The 15,646-nt window shown below is 34.5% G+C and carries 9 protein-coding genes; 5 read left to right on the top strand and 4 right to left on the bottom strand.

The annotated features are described in order from the left end of the window. The first annotated feature begins 21 nt into the window (after positions 1-21). Positions 22-963: a sugar phosphate isomerase/epimerase family protein gene (locus A9G12_RS01655; protein ID WP_065564140.1), complete on the top strand. Its 942-nt coding sequence runs from the start codon at positions 22-24 to the stop codon at positions 961-963. A gap of 73 nt (positions 964-1,036) precedes the next feature. On the opposite strand, the gene A9G12_RS01650 is transcribed toward A9G12_RS01655, so the two are convergent. Next, complete coding sequence (locus A9G12_RS01650) at positions 1,037-2,452, bottom strand: aminotransferase-like domain-containing protein (RefSeq protein WP_065564139.1); 1,416 nt, start codon at positions 2,450-2,452, stop codon at positions 1,037-1,039. A 317-nt stretch (positions 2,453-2,769) separates the two neighbouring features. Between A9G12_RS01650 and A9G12_RS01645 the strand changes: the two genes are divergently transcribed. The 4 genes from A9G12_RS01645 (at position 2,770) to A9G12_RS01630 (ending at position 8,415) form a co-directional block, all read left to right on the top strand. Further along, the gene (locus tag A9G12_RS01645) at positions 2,770-4,272 is read left to right on the top strand and encodes a CoA-acylating methylmalonate-semialdehyde dehydrogenase (protein WP_065564138.1); all 1,503 of its coding nucleotides are present in this window, start codon (positions 2,770-2,772) and stop codon (positions 4,270-4,272) included. A 745-nt stretch (positions 4,273-5,017) separates the two neighbouring features. Continuing rightward, on the top strand, positions 5,018-5,872 hold the full coding sequence (locus A9G12_RS01640; protein ID WP_065564137.1) for a helix-turn-helix transcriptional regulator: 855 nt from the start codon (positions 5,018-5,020) through the stop codon (positions 5,870-5,872). A 679-nt stretch (positions 5,873-6,551) separates the two neighbouring features. Further along, positions 6,552-7,955, top strand: a complete 1,404-nt coding sequence (locus tag A9G12_RS01635; protein ID WP_065564136.1) for a sugar porter family MFS transporter — start codon at positions 6,552-6,554, stop codon at positions 7,953-7,955. A 22-nt stretch (positions 7,956-7,977) separates the two neighbouring features. Further along, positions 7,978-8,415 (top strand): PTS sugar transporter subunit IIA, encoded by a 438-nt coding sequence (locus tag A9G12_RS01630; protein WP_065564135.1) that lies wholly within the window; start codon positions 7,978-7,980, stop codon positions 8,413-8,415. A 578-nt stretch (positions 8,416-8,993) separates the two neighbouring features. On the opposite strand, the gene mukB is transcribed toward A9G12_RS01630, so the two are convergent. The 3 genes from mukB to mukF are packed head-to-tail and all read right to left on the bottom strand — an operon-like array spanning position 8,994 to position 15,515. Then, on the bottom strand, positions 8,994-13,412 hold the full coding sequence (mukB, locus tag A9G12_RS01625) for a chromosome partition protein MukB (RefSeq protein WP_065564134.1): 4,419 nt from the start codon (positions 13,410-13,412) through the stop codon (positions 8,994-8,996). A gap of 2 nt (positions 13,413-13,414) precedes the next feature. Continuing rightward, entirely contained in the window at positions 13,415-14,149 is a 735-nt protein-coding gene (mukE, locus tag A9G12_RS01620) for a chromosome partition protein MukE (RefSeq protein WP_065564152.1), read from the bottom strand. 43 nt (positions 14,150-14,192) lie between these two features. Continuing rightward, a complete protein-coding gene (gene mukF / locus A9G12_RS01615) occupies positions 14,193-15,515 on the bottom strand; it encodes a chromosome partition protein MukF (protein ID WP_065564133.1) in 1,323 nt (440 codons plus the stop codon). Positions 15,516-15,646 lie beyond the last annotated feature (131 nt).

Raw genomic sequence — 15,646 nt, 5'->3', positions numbered from 1 at the left:
ATTAATTTAGAGGATACAATGATGAAATTAGCATTATGTACAGATGTATTAGCCACTCTTCCATACCCTGAAATGTTGGATAAAGTAAAAGCATACGGCATTAACGCAGTTGAAATGACTGCTGGAGGTTGGGCTACTTGCCCACATGTTAAAACCGCTGAGTTATTAGCTGATGATAAAAAATTAGCTTCATTTAAAGCCGAATTAACTAAACGTGGAATGGAAATTGCTGCGCTTAACTGTTCCGGTAACCCTTTAGCTCCAGGTGAAATGGGAGAAAAACATACACATACAGCTTACCAAACCGTTGAGTTAGCCGGTAAATTAGGCGTAAAAAAAATAGTAATGATGAGTGGATTACCTGGGGGGGGGCCTGATGATAAAATCCCTAACTGGATCACTTCTACTATATCTTGGCCTGATTATATGCCAGGTGCTATTGACTATCAGTGGAATAAAGTTGCTATTCCATGGTGGAAGCAATTTGCAAAACATGCAAAAAAACATGGCGTAGAAAAAATTGCACTAGAAGAATTTCCATGTCAACTTGTTTATAATCCTTCGACATTGCTACGTTTACGTGATGCAGTAGGTGAGATTATTGGAATGAACCTGGACCCTTCTCACTTAATTGCAATGGGAGCAGATCCAATTGCCGGTGCTCGTAAATTAGAAGGTGCGGTTTACCATGTTCATGGTAAAGATGCTCGCATTGAACGAGGATTAGCCGATATAGATGGTCTAATGGAATATAAACCTGTTACAGACACCAAAAACAGAACTTGGAACTATGTTGCTGTTGGTTGTGGTAAAGATCTACAATGGTGGAAAGAGTTCTTTTCAGTATTGAGCATGACTGGTTATGATGGTTATGTTTCTTTAGAAATGGAAGATTTGACTATGAGTGTAGAAGCAGGTTTGCGTACATCTATTGATGCATTAGAAGCGACCCTTAGTAAATAAGCTTGAGTAAGTAATTTATTAATACATAGTCACTTAGAATTTATTTTTAAGTGACTTTTTTGTAAGTTCAAAATCACTTATTAAGTGAAGACAAAAATGATTTTAATATGTTTTGACCTAACATCGTATATACTACATTAAATCTCACCCAGGAATTAGATTGATGTATTGGACTAAACAAACGCCCATGAGCTAATACTATTCCTCGACTTTTAGCTTGTTCAGTCAGTTTTTCAGAATCAATATTGCTATTTTTAGGTCTTGCATAAAGATAATACCCTGTATCAGGTTGAGTAAATAACTCCCATCCTAAAGATGTCAATAAATTAGCTGAAATAATATGCGCTTTAGCTAATTTTTTACGTAATTTTTCAATATGCTTATGATAGTGACCAGTTCGTAATATAGATAATACGACTCTTTCTGACAGTTCAGATGAAGTTAAACTCGTCATCATTTTATAATGAACTAATTGTTCTAAAACGCTTTGATTGGCAATGATATAACCAACTCGTAAATTTGGCTGAAGAGTTTTACAGAAACTTCTAATGTGAATAACTTGATCTAAGCCTGCCATAGACACCAAAGTTATACTATTTTGAGGCATTAAATCCCCTGAAACATTATCCTCGACAATTTTAATATTATATTTTTCCATTAACCGTAATAATTTGTAAGCATTGTCTAGACTTAAACTTGCTCCGGTTGGATTTTGTAACCATGGGTTAGTAAAATAAAAACGTGGTTTTTCTTGTTTAATCAATTCTTCCATTTTTTTGATATCTGGACCTTGGCTACTCCATGGAACTCCTATTAGTTTCATTCTTTTATAACGCAAAGAAGATAAAAAATTACAATAACCAGGATCATCAACTAGGACAGCATCCCCTGCTCGCAAAAAAGTACTGGAAATGATATCAAGCGCTGAACTTGCACCTTGAGTAATTAAAATATTATTTGTTGCCACATTAATCATATAATCCGTAAGATGTTGACAGAGTTGTTTTCTTAGAGGGTAATAACCATAAGGTTCACCATAACCACTCTCCCCTAAATCTTGTTTAGATACTTCTCTCAACGTTTTTTGGATAGCCTCTTGAGGATACCAATCAGCTGGTAACCAACCACAACTAAAGTGTGTATTTTTATTAGTTTGATCAAAAATATTAGTTAGCAGCCAATAATCATCTATCGGCAGATCTATTAAAGCAGGTTCTGTATCATTAATTTCCGGTTTTCTATTTAACGAAGAAACAAAATAACCAGAACGATCTTTTGCATAAATTAATCCTTCAGCAGCCAGACGATTGTAGGCTTCAGTAATAGTAAAAGTACTTACATTGTATAATTTGGCACACTGTCTCACTGATGGTAGTTTAGTTTCCATATGCCATTTTTTTTCTTGAATTGCTTTAGTAAAGGCAGTAACTAATTGTTGTACCAATGTTGTATTATTATTATTGAGGTCTAATTTAAAAATATTTCTCATACTATGTCATGCCTTGGTTATTTTGTTTAAAAATTTCAGCACAGATTTTATTTGTTATTTTGTTTTAAAAAAAAATAAAATTTAATCAATTAAATAAATATTAATCTGTATAGGTATTTTTACCTTACAGGTTTTCATAAAAAATTGAGTCTGTCTATATCTATTTAAATAAAAAAATTTCAAAATAATAAAAATAGAAAATTTAAAACAATTAATAATGTAATTAAGCAAAATAATCACTTCCTTGATACATCTGATTTTGTAATAAATTCAAATCAGGTGTGATTTAAATGTGTGAAATAAAGTAGGAGATGTAAATGAAAACTTTAAAATATTTTTCAGGCGGTAAATGGCTAGATTCTAAAACAGAAAAATTTATGGATGTTTATAACCCTAGTACTGGTGAAGTTATTGCTAAAGCGCCATGTTGTACCCAAACTGAAGTTGAAGCGGCTATTGCTGCGGCAAAAAAAGCCTTTCCTGCTTGGTCAAGCACTCCTGTTACCAAACGTGCACAAATCATGTATAAAGTACGTGAATTAATTGAAGCTAATCTAGATCGTTTAACTGAACTATGTGCTACCGAAAATGGCAAAGCATGGGGTGATGCATTAGGTGATGTGTTAAAAGCAAAAGAAGGAACAGAACTCGCCTGTACCATGCCAACTTTAATGATGGGTGAAAGTGTAATGAATATTTCTAACGGTGTTGATACTGTTTTATATCGAGAACCGATTGGAGTATTTGCTGGTATAGTTCCTTTTAATTTCCCTGCTATGATTCCTATGGGATGGATGGCTCCAGGCTGTATTGCTGCGGGAAATACAATGGTCATTAAAGCTGCAAGTTTTACCCCAATGACTTGTATGGAAATAGCTAAATTATATCAAGAAGCTGGAGTACCAGATGGCGTCATTAATATTGTAACATGTTCTCGTAATGAAGCTGATTTATTCTTAACTCACCCAGATATTCGCGGTGTATCATTTGTTGGTTCCACTTCTGTTGGTCTACATGTTTATTCAAAAGCTGCTGCTCATGGTAAACGAGTACAAGCACTTTGTGAGGCAAAAAATCATGCATTAGTACTTGAAGATGCACCAATAGCACGTACAGCTGCAGGTATTATTAACGCATCTTTCGGTTGTGCGGGTGAAAGGTGTATGGCACTTCCAGTTGTTGTGGTTCAAGAAAGTATTGCCGATGCATTAGTTGACGCAATTGTTAAACTTGCTAAACAGCTCAAAATTGGTCCGGGTTATCAAAAAGATATTGATATGGGTCCTGTTGTTACTGCTGGTCATAAAAAATTCGTTATTGATTGGATTAATAAAGGTATTGAAGAAGGTGCCAAAGTAGTCTTAGATGGACGTAATATTTCTGTTAAAGGTTATGAAAATGGCTTTTATGTTGGCCCTACTATTCTTGATCATATTACAGAAGAAATGACTGTTGGAGCACAAGAAATATTTGGTCCAGTATTATGTATTAAACGTGTAAAAGATTTCGATGAAGGTTTGGCTATTATGAACAAAAATGAGTTTGCTAATGGTTCTGTTATCTTTACACAAAATGGTTATTATGCTAGAGAATTTCAAAAACGTACTGATGGAGGAATGGTAGGAGTTAATGTAGGTATTCCTGTTCCTGTTGGTGTATTCCCATTCTCTGGACATAAACGATCATTCTTCGGTGATTTACACTGTTTAGGTAAAGATGGTATGCGTTTCTATACTGAAAGCAAATGTGTAACAACTCGTTGGTTTGATGAACACGAAATTAAGAAAACTAAAGTTGACTCTTGGGATGGTACAATTTAATCGTTAAAAGTTAACACTCATAAATATACCATGTCAATTAAATTTCTTCATTGACATGGTATTTATAATGGTTGTTATCTACCAATTTTTAACAAATTCCTACTATAAAGAATTTAGTTTAGAATTCTTCTAAAAGCAATTAAAAACACAAAATGTAATCACCCTATTTAAAAAGACCTTCTGTATTTTTTATATGAGCATTTACTTCCTATTAATTAATGAATTATATTGTTCTTTCAGCAAAAATTTCAAGTTAACAGGGGTTTCATAATGACCTTAAACAATAAATAATGAATATTTATTGACATGGTAAATCGTGCAATGAATTTGTAGCCGAATATTGCTTGATACCATCCATTAATCTTAGGGCGTTGGAATCCTTAATGTTGTTATTTTCACATGTGTTAACATTCTAACTAATCCCCTCCATTATAATTAATAGTTGCATTATGAATAGCTTTTTTAAAATTTAAGCATAAAAAATTAGTTTTAAGAGAGTATTTATTTAAATAAAAAGACAAAAACATATAAATTACTTCACAAATTTTTATTTAAACTACTTGTAAAAGGTACTTTTTAACTAGTCAGTTAAAAAAACAATAAACCATATATTTTTATTTTTTTATTTTCAAAGATTATTTTTAATCAATTTATTGTATTAAAAATAAAAACAAAAAAAATAATTACTTTTCCCATAAATATTTCTTACATTAATATAAACAATCAGGCTTAGAAGGATAAGAATATGCTAATTTCAATCGAACATAATCAACAATTTAATCCTAGCATTATTGGTTGTCCTGCATTGCTTTTTATCTGTCAAGCAATTGGTAAAGAAGATGCCATCCCAAGAATCATGCATAGTCATGAAGATCGATTAGAAATAATGCTTATCTACAAAGGTAAAGGTAACTATATTATTGATGGCCAATTTTATAGTGTCAAAGAAGGAGATCTATTAGTGTTTAATTCTGATGTGATCCATGAAGAACAACCTTTACCTAATCAAGAACTGATTATTTACAGTTGTGGTATTTCTTGTCTTCAAATGCAATCACTACCTGAAAATCACATAGTATCAAATAAGCAAATCCCAGTTGTTAATGCTATCATTCACGCTGAAATACTAAAATCATTTTTTGAGTCAATGATTACTTTCTCAACCCAAAACACGCACGAGAGTCATGAAATAATTCACTACAACGTGATTAATTTAATATTGTTTGTTAGACAAATATTTATTGAACGAGAGCAACATCTGCATTCAAAAAAAATATCGCTAGGGCAACGTATTAAGGATTTTTTAGATCAACATTATCTAGATAGTGTTGATCTAGATACAATAAGTGAAGCATTAAATGTTAACCGTTATTACTTATCCCATGTTTTTAAAGCCTTTTCTGGATATGCCCCAAAACAGTACATAATTCGTCGACGAATGGGTGAAGCACAATCTCTCCTTGTTAGCACCAATTACAGTATTGCCAAAATTGCAAGTCAAGTTGGTTATTCTAACGTCAACAATTTTCATTGTATTTTTGAAAAAGTAGTAGGAATGCCACCAGGAAAATACAAAAGACAATGGCTTAATAAGATTTAGTTAATGAATAAATAATTTTTGAAGAATAATATAACTAGCATGTTAAGTATGGTCATTATAATTCAGCCTATTTCTTCAATCACCTCATTTTAAAATGACCAACCCGTTAGTGTTATTCTTTCAAACTATTACTATAATTAGAACACACAATTATGCATAACTATTTTGCTTACATTCTTACTATCAATGATTCTGCTATATTATATCTTTCAATTTTCGTTGCGTGATATTTCGTATAAATCTTGCTGTAAGCCTTCCATAATTTGTTGTTATTCACAGTATTTTGATGGCTTTATTTTAACTTCCATTTTTTGTCGGAAATTATCAGAGCATACAAAACTTAAAATACCCCAGTTAAAAGTATTAAAAAGGATGTTTTTTGCCTTAATATTATCTTCTTCGTCACACAGTATGTTATTGTGATCTGCTTCACAATTCTCTTTGATGGATCAGCCAAAACAACAATAAAGAAGATTTACCCTTTAATAAAATAAATAAAATAAATTAAAAACAATATGTTGAAGTAATAATAAAAACAATTAACGTAATTGTTTTCCTCTCCTGTTCAATTCAGTATGAAAGTTGTTAATTCAGGATAAAAAACCTAATTAACATTCTTCACTCAAAACACGCATCAGATCGTTTTTTGGAACAATAGTAATTACAAGAGGATATTTGTATGATAACACAAAATGAACAAGTCATAAAAAAGAAACTCAGTTTTATCACACTAGTTGCAACTATAGGTGGTCTATGTTTTGGATATGACACAGGTGTAATTTCTGGTGCACTTATTTTTATGACAACAGATTTGGGATTATCACCTATTGCGGAAGGTTTTGTCACCTCATCTTTATTATTTGGTGCTGCATTCGGTGCTGTTTCTGGTGGTATGTTGTCAGACAAATATGGTCGTCGTAAAACTATGTTATTTGTCGCTTTTATATTTATTTTTGGTGCGCTTGCTACATCACTTAGTTGGAATTTTACCTCTATGGTTATTTCACGTTTTGTGCTTGGCGTTGCCGTAGGTTGTGCATCTGTTATTGTGCCTGTCTATATTGCAGAAATAGCGCCGATTGGTAGAAGAGAACGTTTGGTTACTGTTAATGAATTGATGATCGTAACTGGACAATTCTTAGCTTACTCTGTTAATGCTGGTATCGTTAATTTTGCACCCGAATTAAACCATAACTGGCGAATTATGTTAGCGATTCCTGCTGCACCAGGAGCATTATTATGGTTGGGCATGTTATTCCTTCCCGAATCTCCAAGATTTTTAATTAAAATGGGATTCATTGATACTGCCCGCAAGGTGTTAAAAACTGTCAGAACAGATAACATTGAAAAAGAAATATTAGATGTAAAAACACTGTCAACGCAAAATCATAAAATTAACATTTTTGAAGAGTTGAACAAAAAATGGGTTATAAAATTAATCTTTATTGGTCTTGCAATAGTATTGGCAACAAGAGTTACAGGAGTAAATACGATAATGTATTACTCACCAACTGTTTTAAAATCAACAGGATTAGGTGACGCTGCAGCAGTAACTGGTGCAGTTGCTAATGGACTGATCTCAATTCTTGCTACCATACTTGGTATCATTCTGATCGGTAAGCATTCTCGTCGTAAAATGTTCTTCACTGGACAAGTTGGTGTACTAACATCGTTAGTGTTCATCGGACTTACTTTTAAATTCTGTTTTCATATTGAACTTATTGATGGTAACGAAACAGTCGTAGGCAATTTTACAGGGGCAAGCTATCTTGTTTTATTTTTGATGCTTGTCTTTTTAACTTTTATGCAAGGTTGGATTGCTCCAGTATTTTGGTTAATGTTATCTGAAATTTTCCCTTTACATCTTCGTGGATTAGGTATGGGGATTGCTGTATTCGGTCTGTTTATCTTTGACTTTATGATTCAGTCTATTTTCCCATGGCTACTGAGTTCTTATGGTGGTGGAGCAACCTTTGGTATATTTGCTGTAGCCAATATCATCATGTTACTAGTTTTATTGAAATATCTTCCTGAAACTCGTAATTTAACATTAGAAGAAATTGAAACTAAATTCAGAAAATAATTTAATTAATAAGGATAAATTTATGTTAGAGATGATAACTGAAAGTAATCTACATTTAGATTGCCACGCACATAATAAAGCACAAGTTTTATCTATGCTTGGTGATACTTTTAATAAAAAAGGTTATGTGACACAAGATTGTGTAGCATTTTTAGCTGAACGTGAAGATACAGTTTCTACTTTTTTAGGTAATGGGATTGTATTACCTCACTTACCAACATCAGCAAAAAGTATTATAGCAAAAGCAGGAATTGAGATTTTTCAGTTCCCAGATGGTGTTATTTGGGATCGCACTAATATTATGTTTATTGCTATTGGTATTGTTGCAAAACAACAAGAACATATTGATGTTTTAAAGGAAATTGCATTGATTTTTAGTAACGATGTTATTGCTGGTGCATTAGCATTAATTTCAACTAAATCGGATTTTTTGCGAATTTTAAAACAACAATTGGTATAAATTATATAAACGAACTACTTTAAGATAACAAAAGAATAAATGACGGATTGATCTTTACCTAAAAAATAGGTAGCTATAATCTTTATGATATAAATGCAAATCATCAGATGATAGCCGTATATCAAAATTTTGACTTCAAATACAAACAACAATCCGTCGCTTATACTTTATTCTATATCTTTCTTTTGAAGACCGATTTAGCTATATATTTTGAGGTAGCCAATCAACATTAAAATTAATAGATTAGGCTACTTGTACAAAATAAAACCGATCGCTAAAAATTAAACCTTTTACCAAATCGCTTCATACTTAGCTTTTGAACCCATGGCTAAATTTTATACTAAAACGTATAGTTCTCCTGAAACTTCTTTAAAAATACGAGTTATTAAACTATATATAATTTAATATTTTTTAATATATTAGGTAAATTAAATAAAAATCATACTTGAAGTGTAATTTAAAATCTAACTTTAGAACACAGTTATTAGCGTGGTAGTTAGTGTTTTACTGGGTTTAGTAAGAACAATTTCGCCGACAAATGCCGGCGAAGAAAGTTAAATATCTATACCTAAAAATATCTATGCAAAACCTTTTAAACCAACAACATGCACATGTTCATGGTTATTAATCACTTTACGTACCAATTTGTAGGTAGTGCCCTTTTCTGGGCTAATATTTTCTGGTGCTGCAATAATTAATTGCATTTCTAACCTTTCACAGAGCTCAAATAATGTGGCAATGGATTTAGCATCCAAACGCGCAGCTTCATCTAAGAAGAGTAAACGGCATGGTGAAATATCCTTATTACGTAAACGTTTGGATTCATCTTCCCAACTTTGAATAACCATGAGTAATATAGACATACCTGTACCAATTGCTTCCCCGGTAGAAAGTGCCCCGCTTTCAGCACGCAACCACCCATCAGCACCACGATTAACTTCAACATCCATTTCCAGATAATTGCGATAATCAAGTAACTCCTCACCAACAGTTTGAGCGGTACGTTGCCCCATATCAATATGCGGATTTAAGCGTTGATAAAGTTTAGCTAAAGCTTCGGAGAAGGTAATTTGGTTATTACTAAATAGATCTTGATGTTCATTTTGTTCATCGGCAAGTGCTGATAATAGTGCTGCATGAGCTTCACGAACATTAACATTTAAACGTACCCCATTGACTTGACCAAATGCTACTGCTTGAAGACCTTGATTTAGCATACGGATACGATTTTGTTCACGTTGAATCGTTTTACGAATAATGTTTGCCACACTTTTCGAACTGATTGCCAATTGTTGCTCTCGAGAAGTGAGTTCTTCGGTTAAGCGCGACAATTCGATTTCCATTTGTTCAATAGCTTCGATTGGATCATCAGTTTTAACAATATCTTGACGAATTCTTTCACGTAGATGTTTATAAACAGCAATATAAAATTGTATTTTACGTTCAGGCCGTTTCGGATCTTCTGATAACCGCAATACATCACGAAGGTGTTCATTATCATTCACAGCCAGGCGCAATGATCCTAATGCTTTATCTGACATAGACCGGAGTTCGTCAGCACTCAAATAGGCTAGTTCACGGCGATGTAAACGACGCTCTACACTATTTTCTTTAACCAGTCGTAAAACTAAGCACCATCCGGCTTTCGCTTGCACTACTTGTTCACGTAATTGTTTGTAATCACGTAATGTTTGTGCTAACCGTTTTTGCATTTGTGCCATTTCGGTTTCACACATAATAAGTTGTTTTTCTAGCGATGAACAATTCTGGCGGTTAGTATTAAGTTTTTGATGGATTTCATCACGACGGATACGTGCTCTTTCTTCGGTAATGGCATCAGCTTTTACACCAATTTGTTCAATCTCTTTATGCAATTCGTTTAACATATCGCGCTTGGTTTCAAAAGCACTTTTAAGTGAAGCTAGAGTTTGATTATATTGATTATATTTATCCTGATACTGCTGCATTTGACTGCGAGCTTCAGTTCGTTGAGCTTCAACGATTTCTAGGCGAGTACGTAACTTTTCATTTAAGTCGGTATTTTCACCCAGCATGCCAGCTGAATCTTCATAACCAAAGTGTGCTCGCCTTTGCATCACTTCCGTCAAAGCAAACATTTGCTGGCGAACAGTTTGTTGTTGTGCTTTAACCGTGTTGTAATGCTCACGCAAAGCCTCATTTTGTTCGGGATCACTTTGTAATACCGCAACCATTGGTTCTAGTTCGGACACGGTATTGCGGTTACGACTTACATATTGTACCGCGTCTTGAGCTTCGGCAAGCTGTTCACGCAAGTCATCGACTCGATCTGCCAAATCTTCATCTGCAAGTAAATGCATTTGTGCAACTAGTCTATTAACCGTATTTAATTGCTCTTTACTATTCGCAACCTGCTGTTGATTTTGTTGATCTATACTTTCTTGAGATGATAACTGACGTTCAATTTCATTGCGTCTGGTCGATAATTTTTGGGCTTCCGCTTCGGGGTCAATATCAAAAGCAACGGCTAAATGTTGACCTATAAATTGACCAACATTTTGCTCAATACGTTGTAATTTTTGCAGATCAAAAGATATCGTTGCATAACGTTCATGTAACTCATCGCGTTCAGTCGATAACTTTTCAAGATGGACTTCACGTGCTGCACGACCAAAAAGTGGTACTGTAGGGAAACTAGAGAACCGCCATTGCCTATCACCAGTTTTAACTAATACCGCTTTATTCATCTCTTCACAATCAAAAACGCTATCATCAAATGATGATGGATCACCTTCAACAAAGTAGATATCTTCAGGATAATCTTCGTCACTAGCAGTTAGATTTTCAAGCTGAGCCTTCACCAAGGATAAATCCGGAACAACGATTGCTTGCCTTGCCGGGCCATATAAGGCTGAAAAGTAAGGTGCATCATCGATAGTAACATCTTCATAGATTTCAGACAGTAATACACCATTAAACCGTTCAGCAAGAGCTGATAAACGCCCATCGTCAACACCACTTGGTTGATTTAATTGTTCAATCTGGGTATCTAATTGGCTCCGTCTAAAATTAATTTGGTCCCGATCTGTCACTAATACACGTTCTTGCTCAAGAAGTTGTTGCATATATTGTGTAACTGCTTGGCTATGATTAAACGTTTGCCCGGTTTGTTCTTGTAGTGCGATTAATGCATCTTGCGCTTGTAGCCATTGTGGCGCTTTTTGATGATAATCAGCAATTTTAGTTTGAATTTGTTCTAGTTCTTGCCTAAATTCAATTCGTTTTTCACTTGATTCATTAGCCAACTGAGCATTATCATCAAGTTGCACTTCCAGTTCTTGTTTTAATTCATCTAACTCATCATAATTGACCTGCTGGCCAATGCGTTTACAAAACTGGTTTAATAAGGATTCTGCTTCTTTTTGTTCGAAAAATCTTTGTTCTAATTCATCAAGCTGCAATTGTAAATGTTCGGCTTGTTCGGCTTGGTAACATTGTGAAGGCCATTGCCTTAATGCTTCTTTGGCTGCAGCAAATGCATCACTACGCATGACTTCACCAACTAATTTAATCACTAACTGATAAGCACGATCAAACTGGTTAAATGCAGCATCAGATACACTAAGTTTTTGTTCTAAATCTAAAACTTGCTCGGTGATTTCTTGTTGTTTTTCATTAAAAACAGCAAAATGATCTTCAATATTACGAATGCTTAATTTTGGTAATTGGCATAATGACTGGGCATTTTTAAGTGCTTGTAATGCCTGCTGGTATTGAATAGCTCGGGTTTGTTGCACATCCAGAGCTTGTTGATAATCAGCTAATTGTGTTTTGATTTCGTCAACTTCTTGTTCAGTATGTTCAACCTGGTCGCGATAACTTTGATATTGTTCATTCGCTTCTATCACTACTTCGTTTTGTTCTTCAAGTTTTAGATTTAAATCATCTAGGTCGGCTTGATAACGATCAATCTTTTCTTGTTGGCGTAGTGCTGTTTGAGCTAAATTAAGATGATCATTTGCTGCTTGTAAATCAGTTTCTAGATCAGTTTGTGCATCTTGATATTCTTTAAGTTCTTTCGCCATTTCAACTTGACGAAATTGATTACTAATCAGTAGCTCTTGAGTTTTAAACACTTCACGGCGTAATCCTAACACCGATTCAATATGTACACGGCGTTCATTTGAGTGCCGCATATAGTCAGCTGCAACATAATTAGTCGATTCAGTAATGAGATGTTTAAACAAATCACGATCTGATTGCGTTACGCGAATAGCTTCTAATGTCATGCGGTTTTCGCGTAATGCGGCTTCCATATCTTGGAATGCTTTACGAACACCACTATTTTCTGGCAATAGATAATCCCGCAATGAACGTGTGATGGCACTGGAAATACCGCCATAAAGTGACGCTTCAATCAAACGATAATATTTACTTCGATCTGATGAGGAACGTAACCGTTTTGGTAAAATCCCAAAATCGAACATAACGGAATGGTAATCTGTTATCGAATTAAACTGCTTAAAGATAACACCATCCATTGTTTCGACTTTATCTTTTAATTCTGGTAAAGATAAAATGCGTGCTTGTTTATCATGCAAACGTTCGGTAACTAACTCTGTTGGGCTAATACTAACCGGTAAGCCTTGTAGTAAAAATGGTTTTATATCGACTTTTTTATCCCGTCCGGCTACTTGCTGTAAACGAACCCCACAAATGATGCGTTGATTACGTGAGTTAATCACATCTAACATTGAGTAACAAACACCTGGTCTCAATTTACCGTGTAAACCTTTATCGCGTGAACCGGATGTAGCACCTGCCTCAGTGGTATTTCTAAAATGTAATAAGGTTAAATCTGGAATCAATGCGGTTACAAATGCCGCCATGGTAGTTGACTTACCAGCACCATTACCACCAGATAAGGTAGTTACTAATTGGTCTAACTCAAAAGTTCGAGCAAAAAAACCATTCCAGTTAATTAAGGTTAATGAGTGAAATTTACCGTGTCCAATCATGATTATTCAATCTCCTCATTAACATCATCATCTTGTTCTTCATTATCATTTTCATCATCTAAACTGAGTGAAGATTCAATTTTAATCGCTTCACCATCACGAATTAAACGTAATTGTGCTTCTTGAGCATCATCACTACTACGAACATCAGCACCAAAACGAAATATCGACTCATTGATACGAAAACGGCTACTATCATTCCCTACGATAAAAAAGATCATGCCAAGTCGGCGTAAACGGTTTAATGCTGTTTTAACTTTATCGAATAATTTTTGACGATCTAAATCAGAACCCGTTGAACGTTGATTAACTAATTTAAGCAATTTACTTTCATCTGCAAGTGAAACCAGTTCATCAAATAGTTCTTGTAAGGTAAAAATACCTTCATGCGCTAATCGTTCTGGACTTAAATATAAATAACAAAGCACCTTACCTACTAACATATCCAGTTCAGATAAAACCGAACGAGCAATCAGAGTCGTTGAGCGTGGACGTAAATAGAAGAAACCTTCCGGCGCACGAATTAATTCAACATTATAGCGTTGATAAAATTGTTCAAGTTCAGATTGAAAATCCATTAAAAAAGCATGATGATCTAGTTCATCAATACCTATATGACGCCCTGCGCGAAGTAAACTATCAAGCTCAGGGAAAATTGGATTAGCAATTGCCTGTGCTAACTTAATTGGCATATATTTATCAATTGACGCTTGCGAGCTTGTGGCTATGCGTCCCATGACTTCATCAAGATGATGAGCCGTTTCTTCTGTTTCAAAATCTTTAGTATCTATCGATGACATGCGCTTGCACCTTAGCCCCATAATCGTTAATAAGTTTCCATTCGGCAGGGATACCAAGTAAATCATCTTCGGCAATACCCAAGCGAATTGCTTGATCAATAAATAACCTTGCAATATCAAAGTGTTGTTCCTGAGGGAACTGGTTTAAATAGTTACGAATGGCAACGCTCATATCCAATGGTTTATTTTCCTGCTTAAAGATTAATAAATTTTGTTCAATATGAGCAATAATATGTTCTTGAATCTCTTCAATCATTTCAAATTCAAGTTCTGAAGGTAATTCACCAGTCACTTCAGCTTCATGCAGTGCAAGTTCTTCATCACGCATATCCAGTAAGCGATCAGCATTAGCAAAAGTAAGTGACCATGGTAAATCAAAATAACCCTGAATTGATTTACGCAATCGTTGCGAAAAAACACGATTCTTATCTAAATCAATTGCAGTACGGATAAATTTATGTACATGGCGGTCATAGCCTATCCATAGATCGATAGCTTTTTGACCCCAACCAATAATTCGGTCAAGTTTCGCTTGTAAATCAATGACCACATTGTTGATTTTATCAAGATCTGGAACGTCTAAAGTAGCATCTTGAATCAAAAGTAAACTTGCTTGTAGTTTATCTCCCGCAGCATCTAATGTGTCTTGTAGTTCTCGTAACGTCTGTGATGTTTCAGTAAGTAACCCTTCACAACTACTAATAGCTGCTTGCCAATCTTGACTTAACAATGCGGAAATATTCTGTTTTACATCCGCTTGTTGTTCATCCATTACTCGCTGGGTAATATCAATACTATCAAAAATTTCCGCAACAGAATATTTTAAAGGAGCAAACACATTTCGGTGCCAATGTAGATCATCGCCACCTTCAAGAGCCGCATCGGCCGCTCGTTTTAGCTCTTGTGCTACAATAGAAAGCTGAATAGATAGTCGTAAGGTTGAAAACTCACGCTGACGAATATAGTAATCAGTAATGCCAATACCTAATGGCGTTAAACGATAGATTGAAAAACCATCAGTCATTTCACTGGCAAAACGAGTAATTAACCGTTGGCGGACTAAATCATTAATTGCATTATTAGCACGCACAGTAATGGTATCTTCACTTTGATCAAAAACTTGTGATACATGCCTAAAAGCATCAACTAATTCAGATTCGGTCATTTCTCCATCAAAACGCTCGCTATTTAGAACAGCAATCGCCAATAAAAAGGCTAGCCTTTCGACTGGTAGGGTAATCGAAAAATCATTTTTTTTTGCCCAAGAGACCAGTTCTGGCACTGATTGGGAAAAATCCATCATAGAGGTTCCTTAATTAAAGATACCTAACAACAAAAGTACCTTACAAACAATATGCGAAACACAATATATTGTGCTTAAGACAAAATATTATCGATTATATAACAAATTGTAGTAGTTAAAAATAGCTAAGT

The sequence above is a fragment of the Gilliamella sp. wkB112 genome (assembly GCF_001690685.1).
GTDB classification, from domain to species: domain Bacteria; phylum Pseudomonadota; class Gammaproteobacteria; order Enterobacterales; family Orbaceae; genus Gilliamella; species Gilliamella apicola_J.
This window is presented reverse-complemented; position numbering and strand designations above follow the sequence as displayed.

What these genes read in the sequence shown, in the direction of transcription:
- A9G12_RS01650 (WP_065564139.1), bottom strand. Translation starts at nt 2,452, where the DNA reads ATGAGAAATATTTTTAAATTAGACCTCAATAATAATAATACAACATTG.
- mukE (WP_065564152.1), bottom strand. Translation starts at nt 14,149, where the DNA reads ATGGGACGCATAGCCACAAGCTCGCAAGCGTCAATTGATAAATATATG.
- A9G12_RS01630 (WP_065564135.1), top strand. Translation starts at nt 7,978, where the DNA reads ATGTTAGAGATGATAACTGAAAGTAATCTACATTTAGATTGCCACGCA.
- A9G12_RS01645 (WP_065564138.1), top strand. Translation starts at nt 2,770, where the DNA reads ATGAAAACTTTAAAATATTTTTCAGGCGGTAAATGGCTAGATTCTAAA.
- mukF (WP_065564133.1), bottom strand. Translation starts at nt 15,515, where the DNA reads ATGATGGATTTTTCCCAATCAGTGCCAGAACTGGTCTCTTGGGCAAAA.
- A9G12_RS01635 (WP_065564136.1), top strand. Translation starts at nt 6,552, where the DNA reads ATGATAACACAAAATGAACAAGTCATAAAAAAGAAACTCAGTTTTATC.
- A9G12_RS01640 (WP_065564137.1), top strand. Translation starts at nt 5,018, where the DNA reads ATGCTAATTTCAATCGAACATAATCAACAATTTAATCCTAGCATTATT.
- A9G12_RS01655 (WP_065564140.1), top strand. Translation starts at nt 22, where the DNA reads ATGAAATTAGCATTATGTACAGATGTATTAGCCACTCTTCCATACCCT.
- mukB (WP_065564134.1), bottom strand. Translation starts at nt 13,412, where the DNA reads ATGATTGGACACGGTAAATTTCACTCATTAACCTTAATTAACTGGAAT.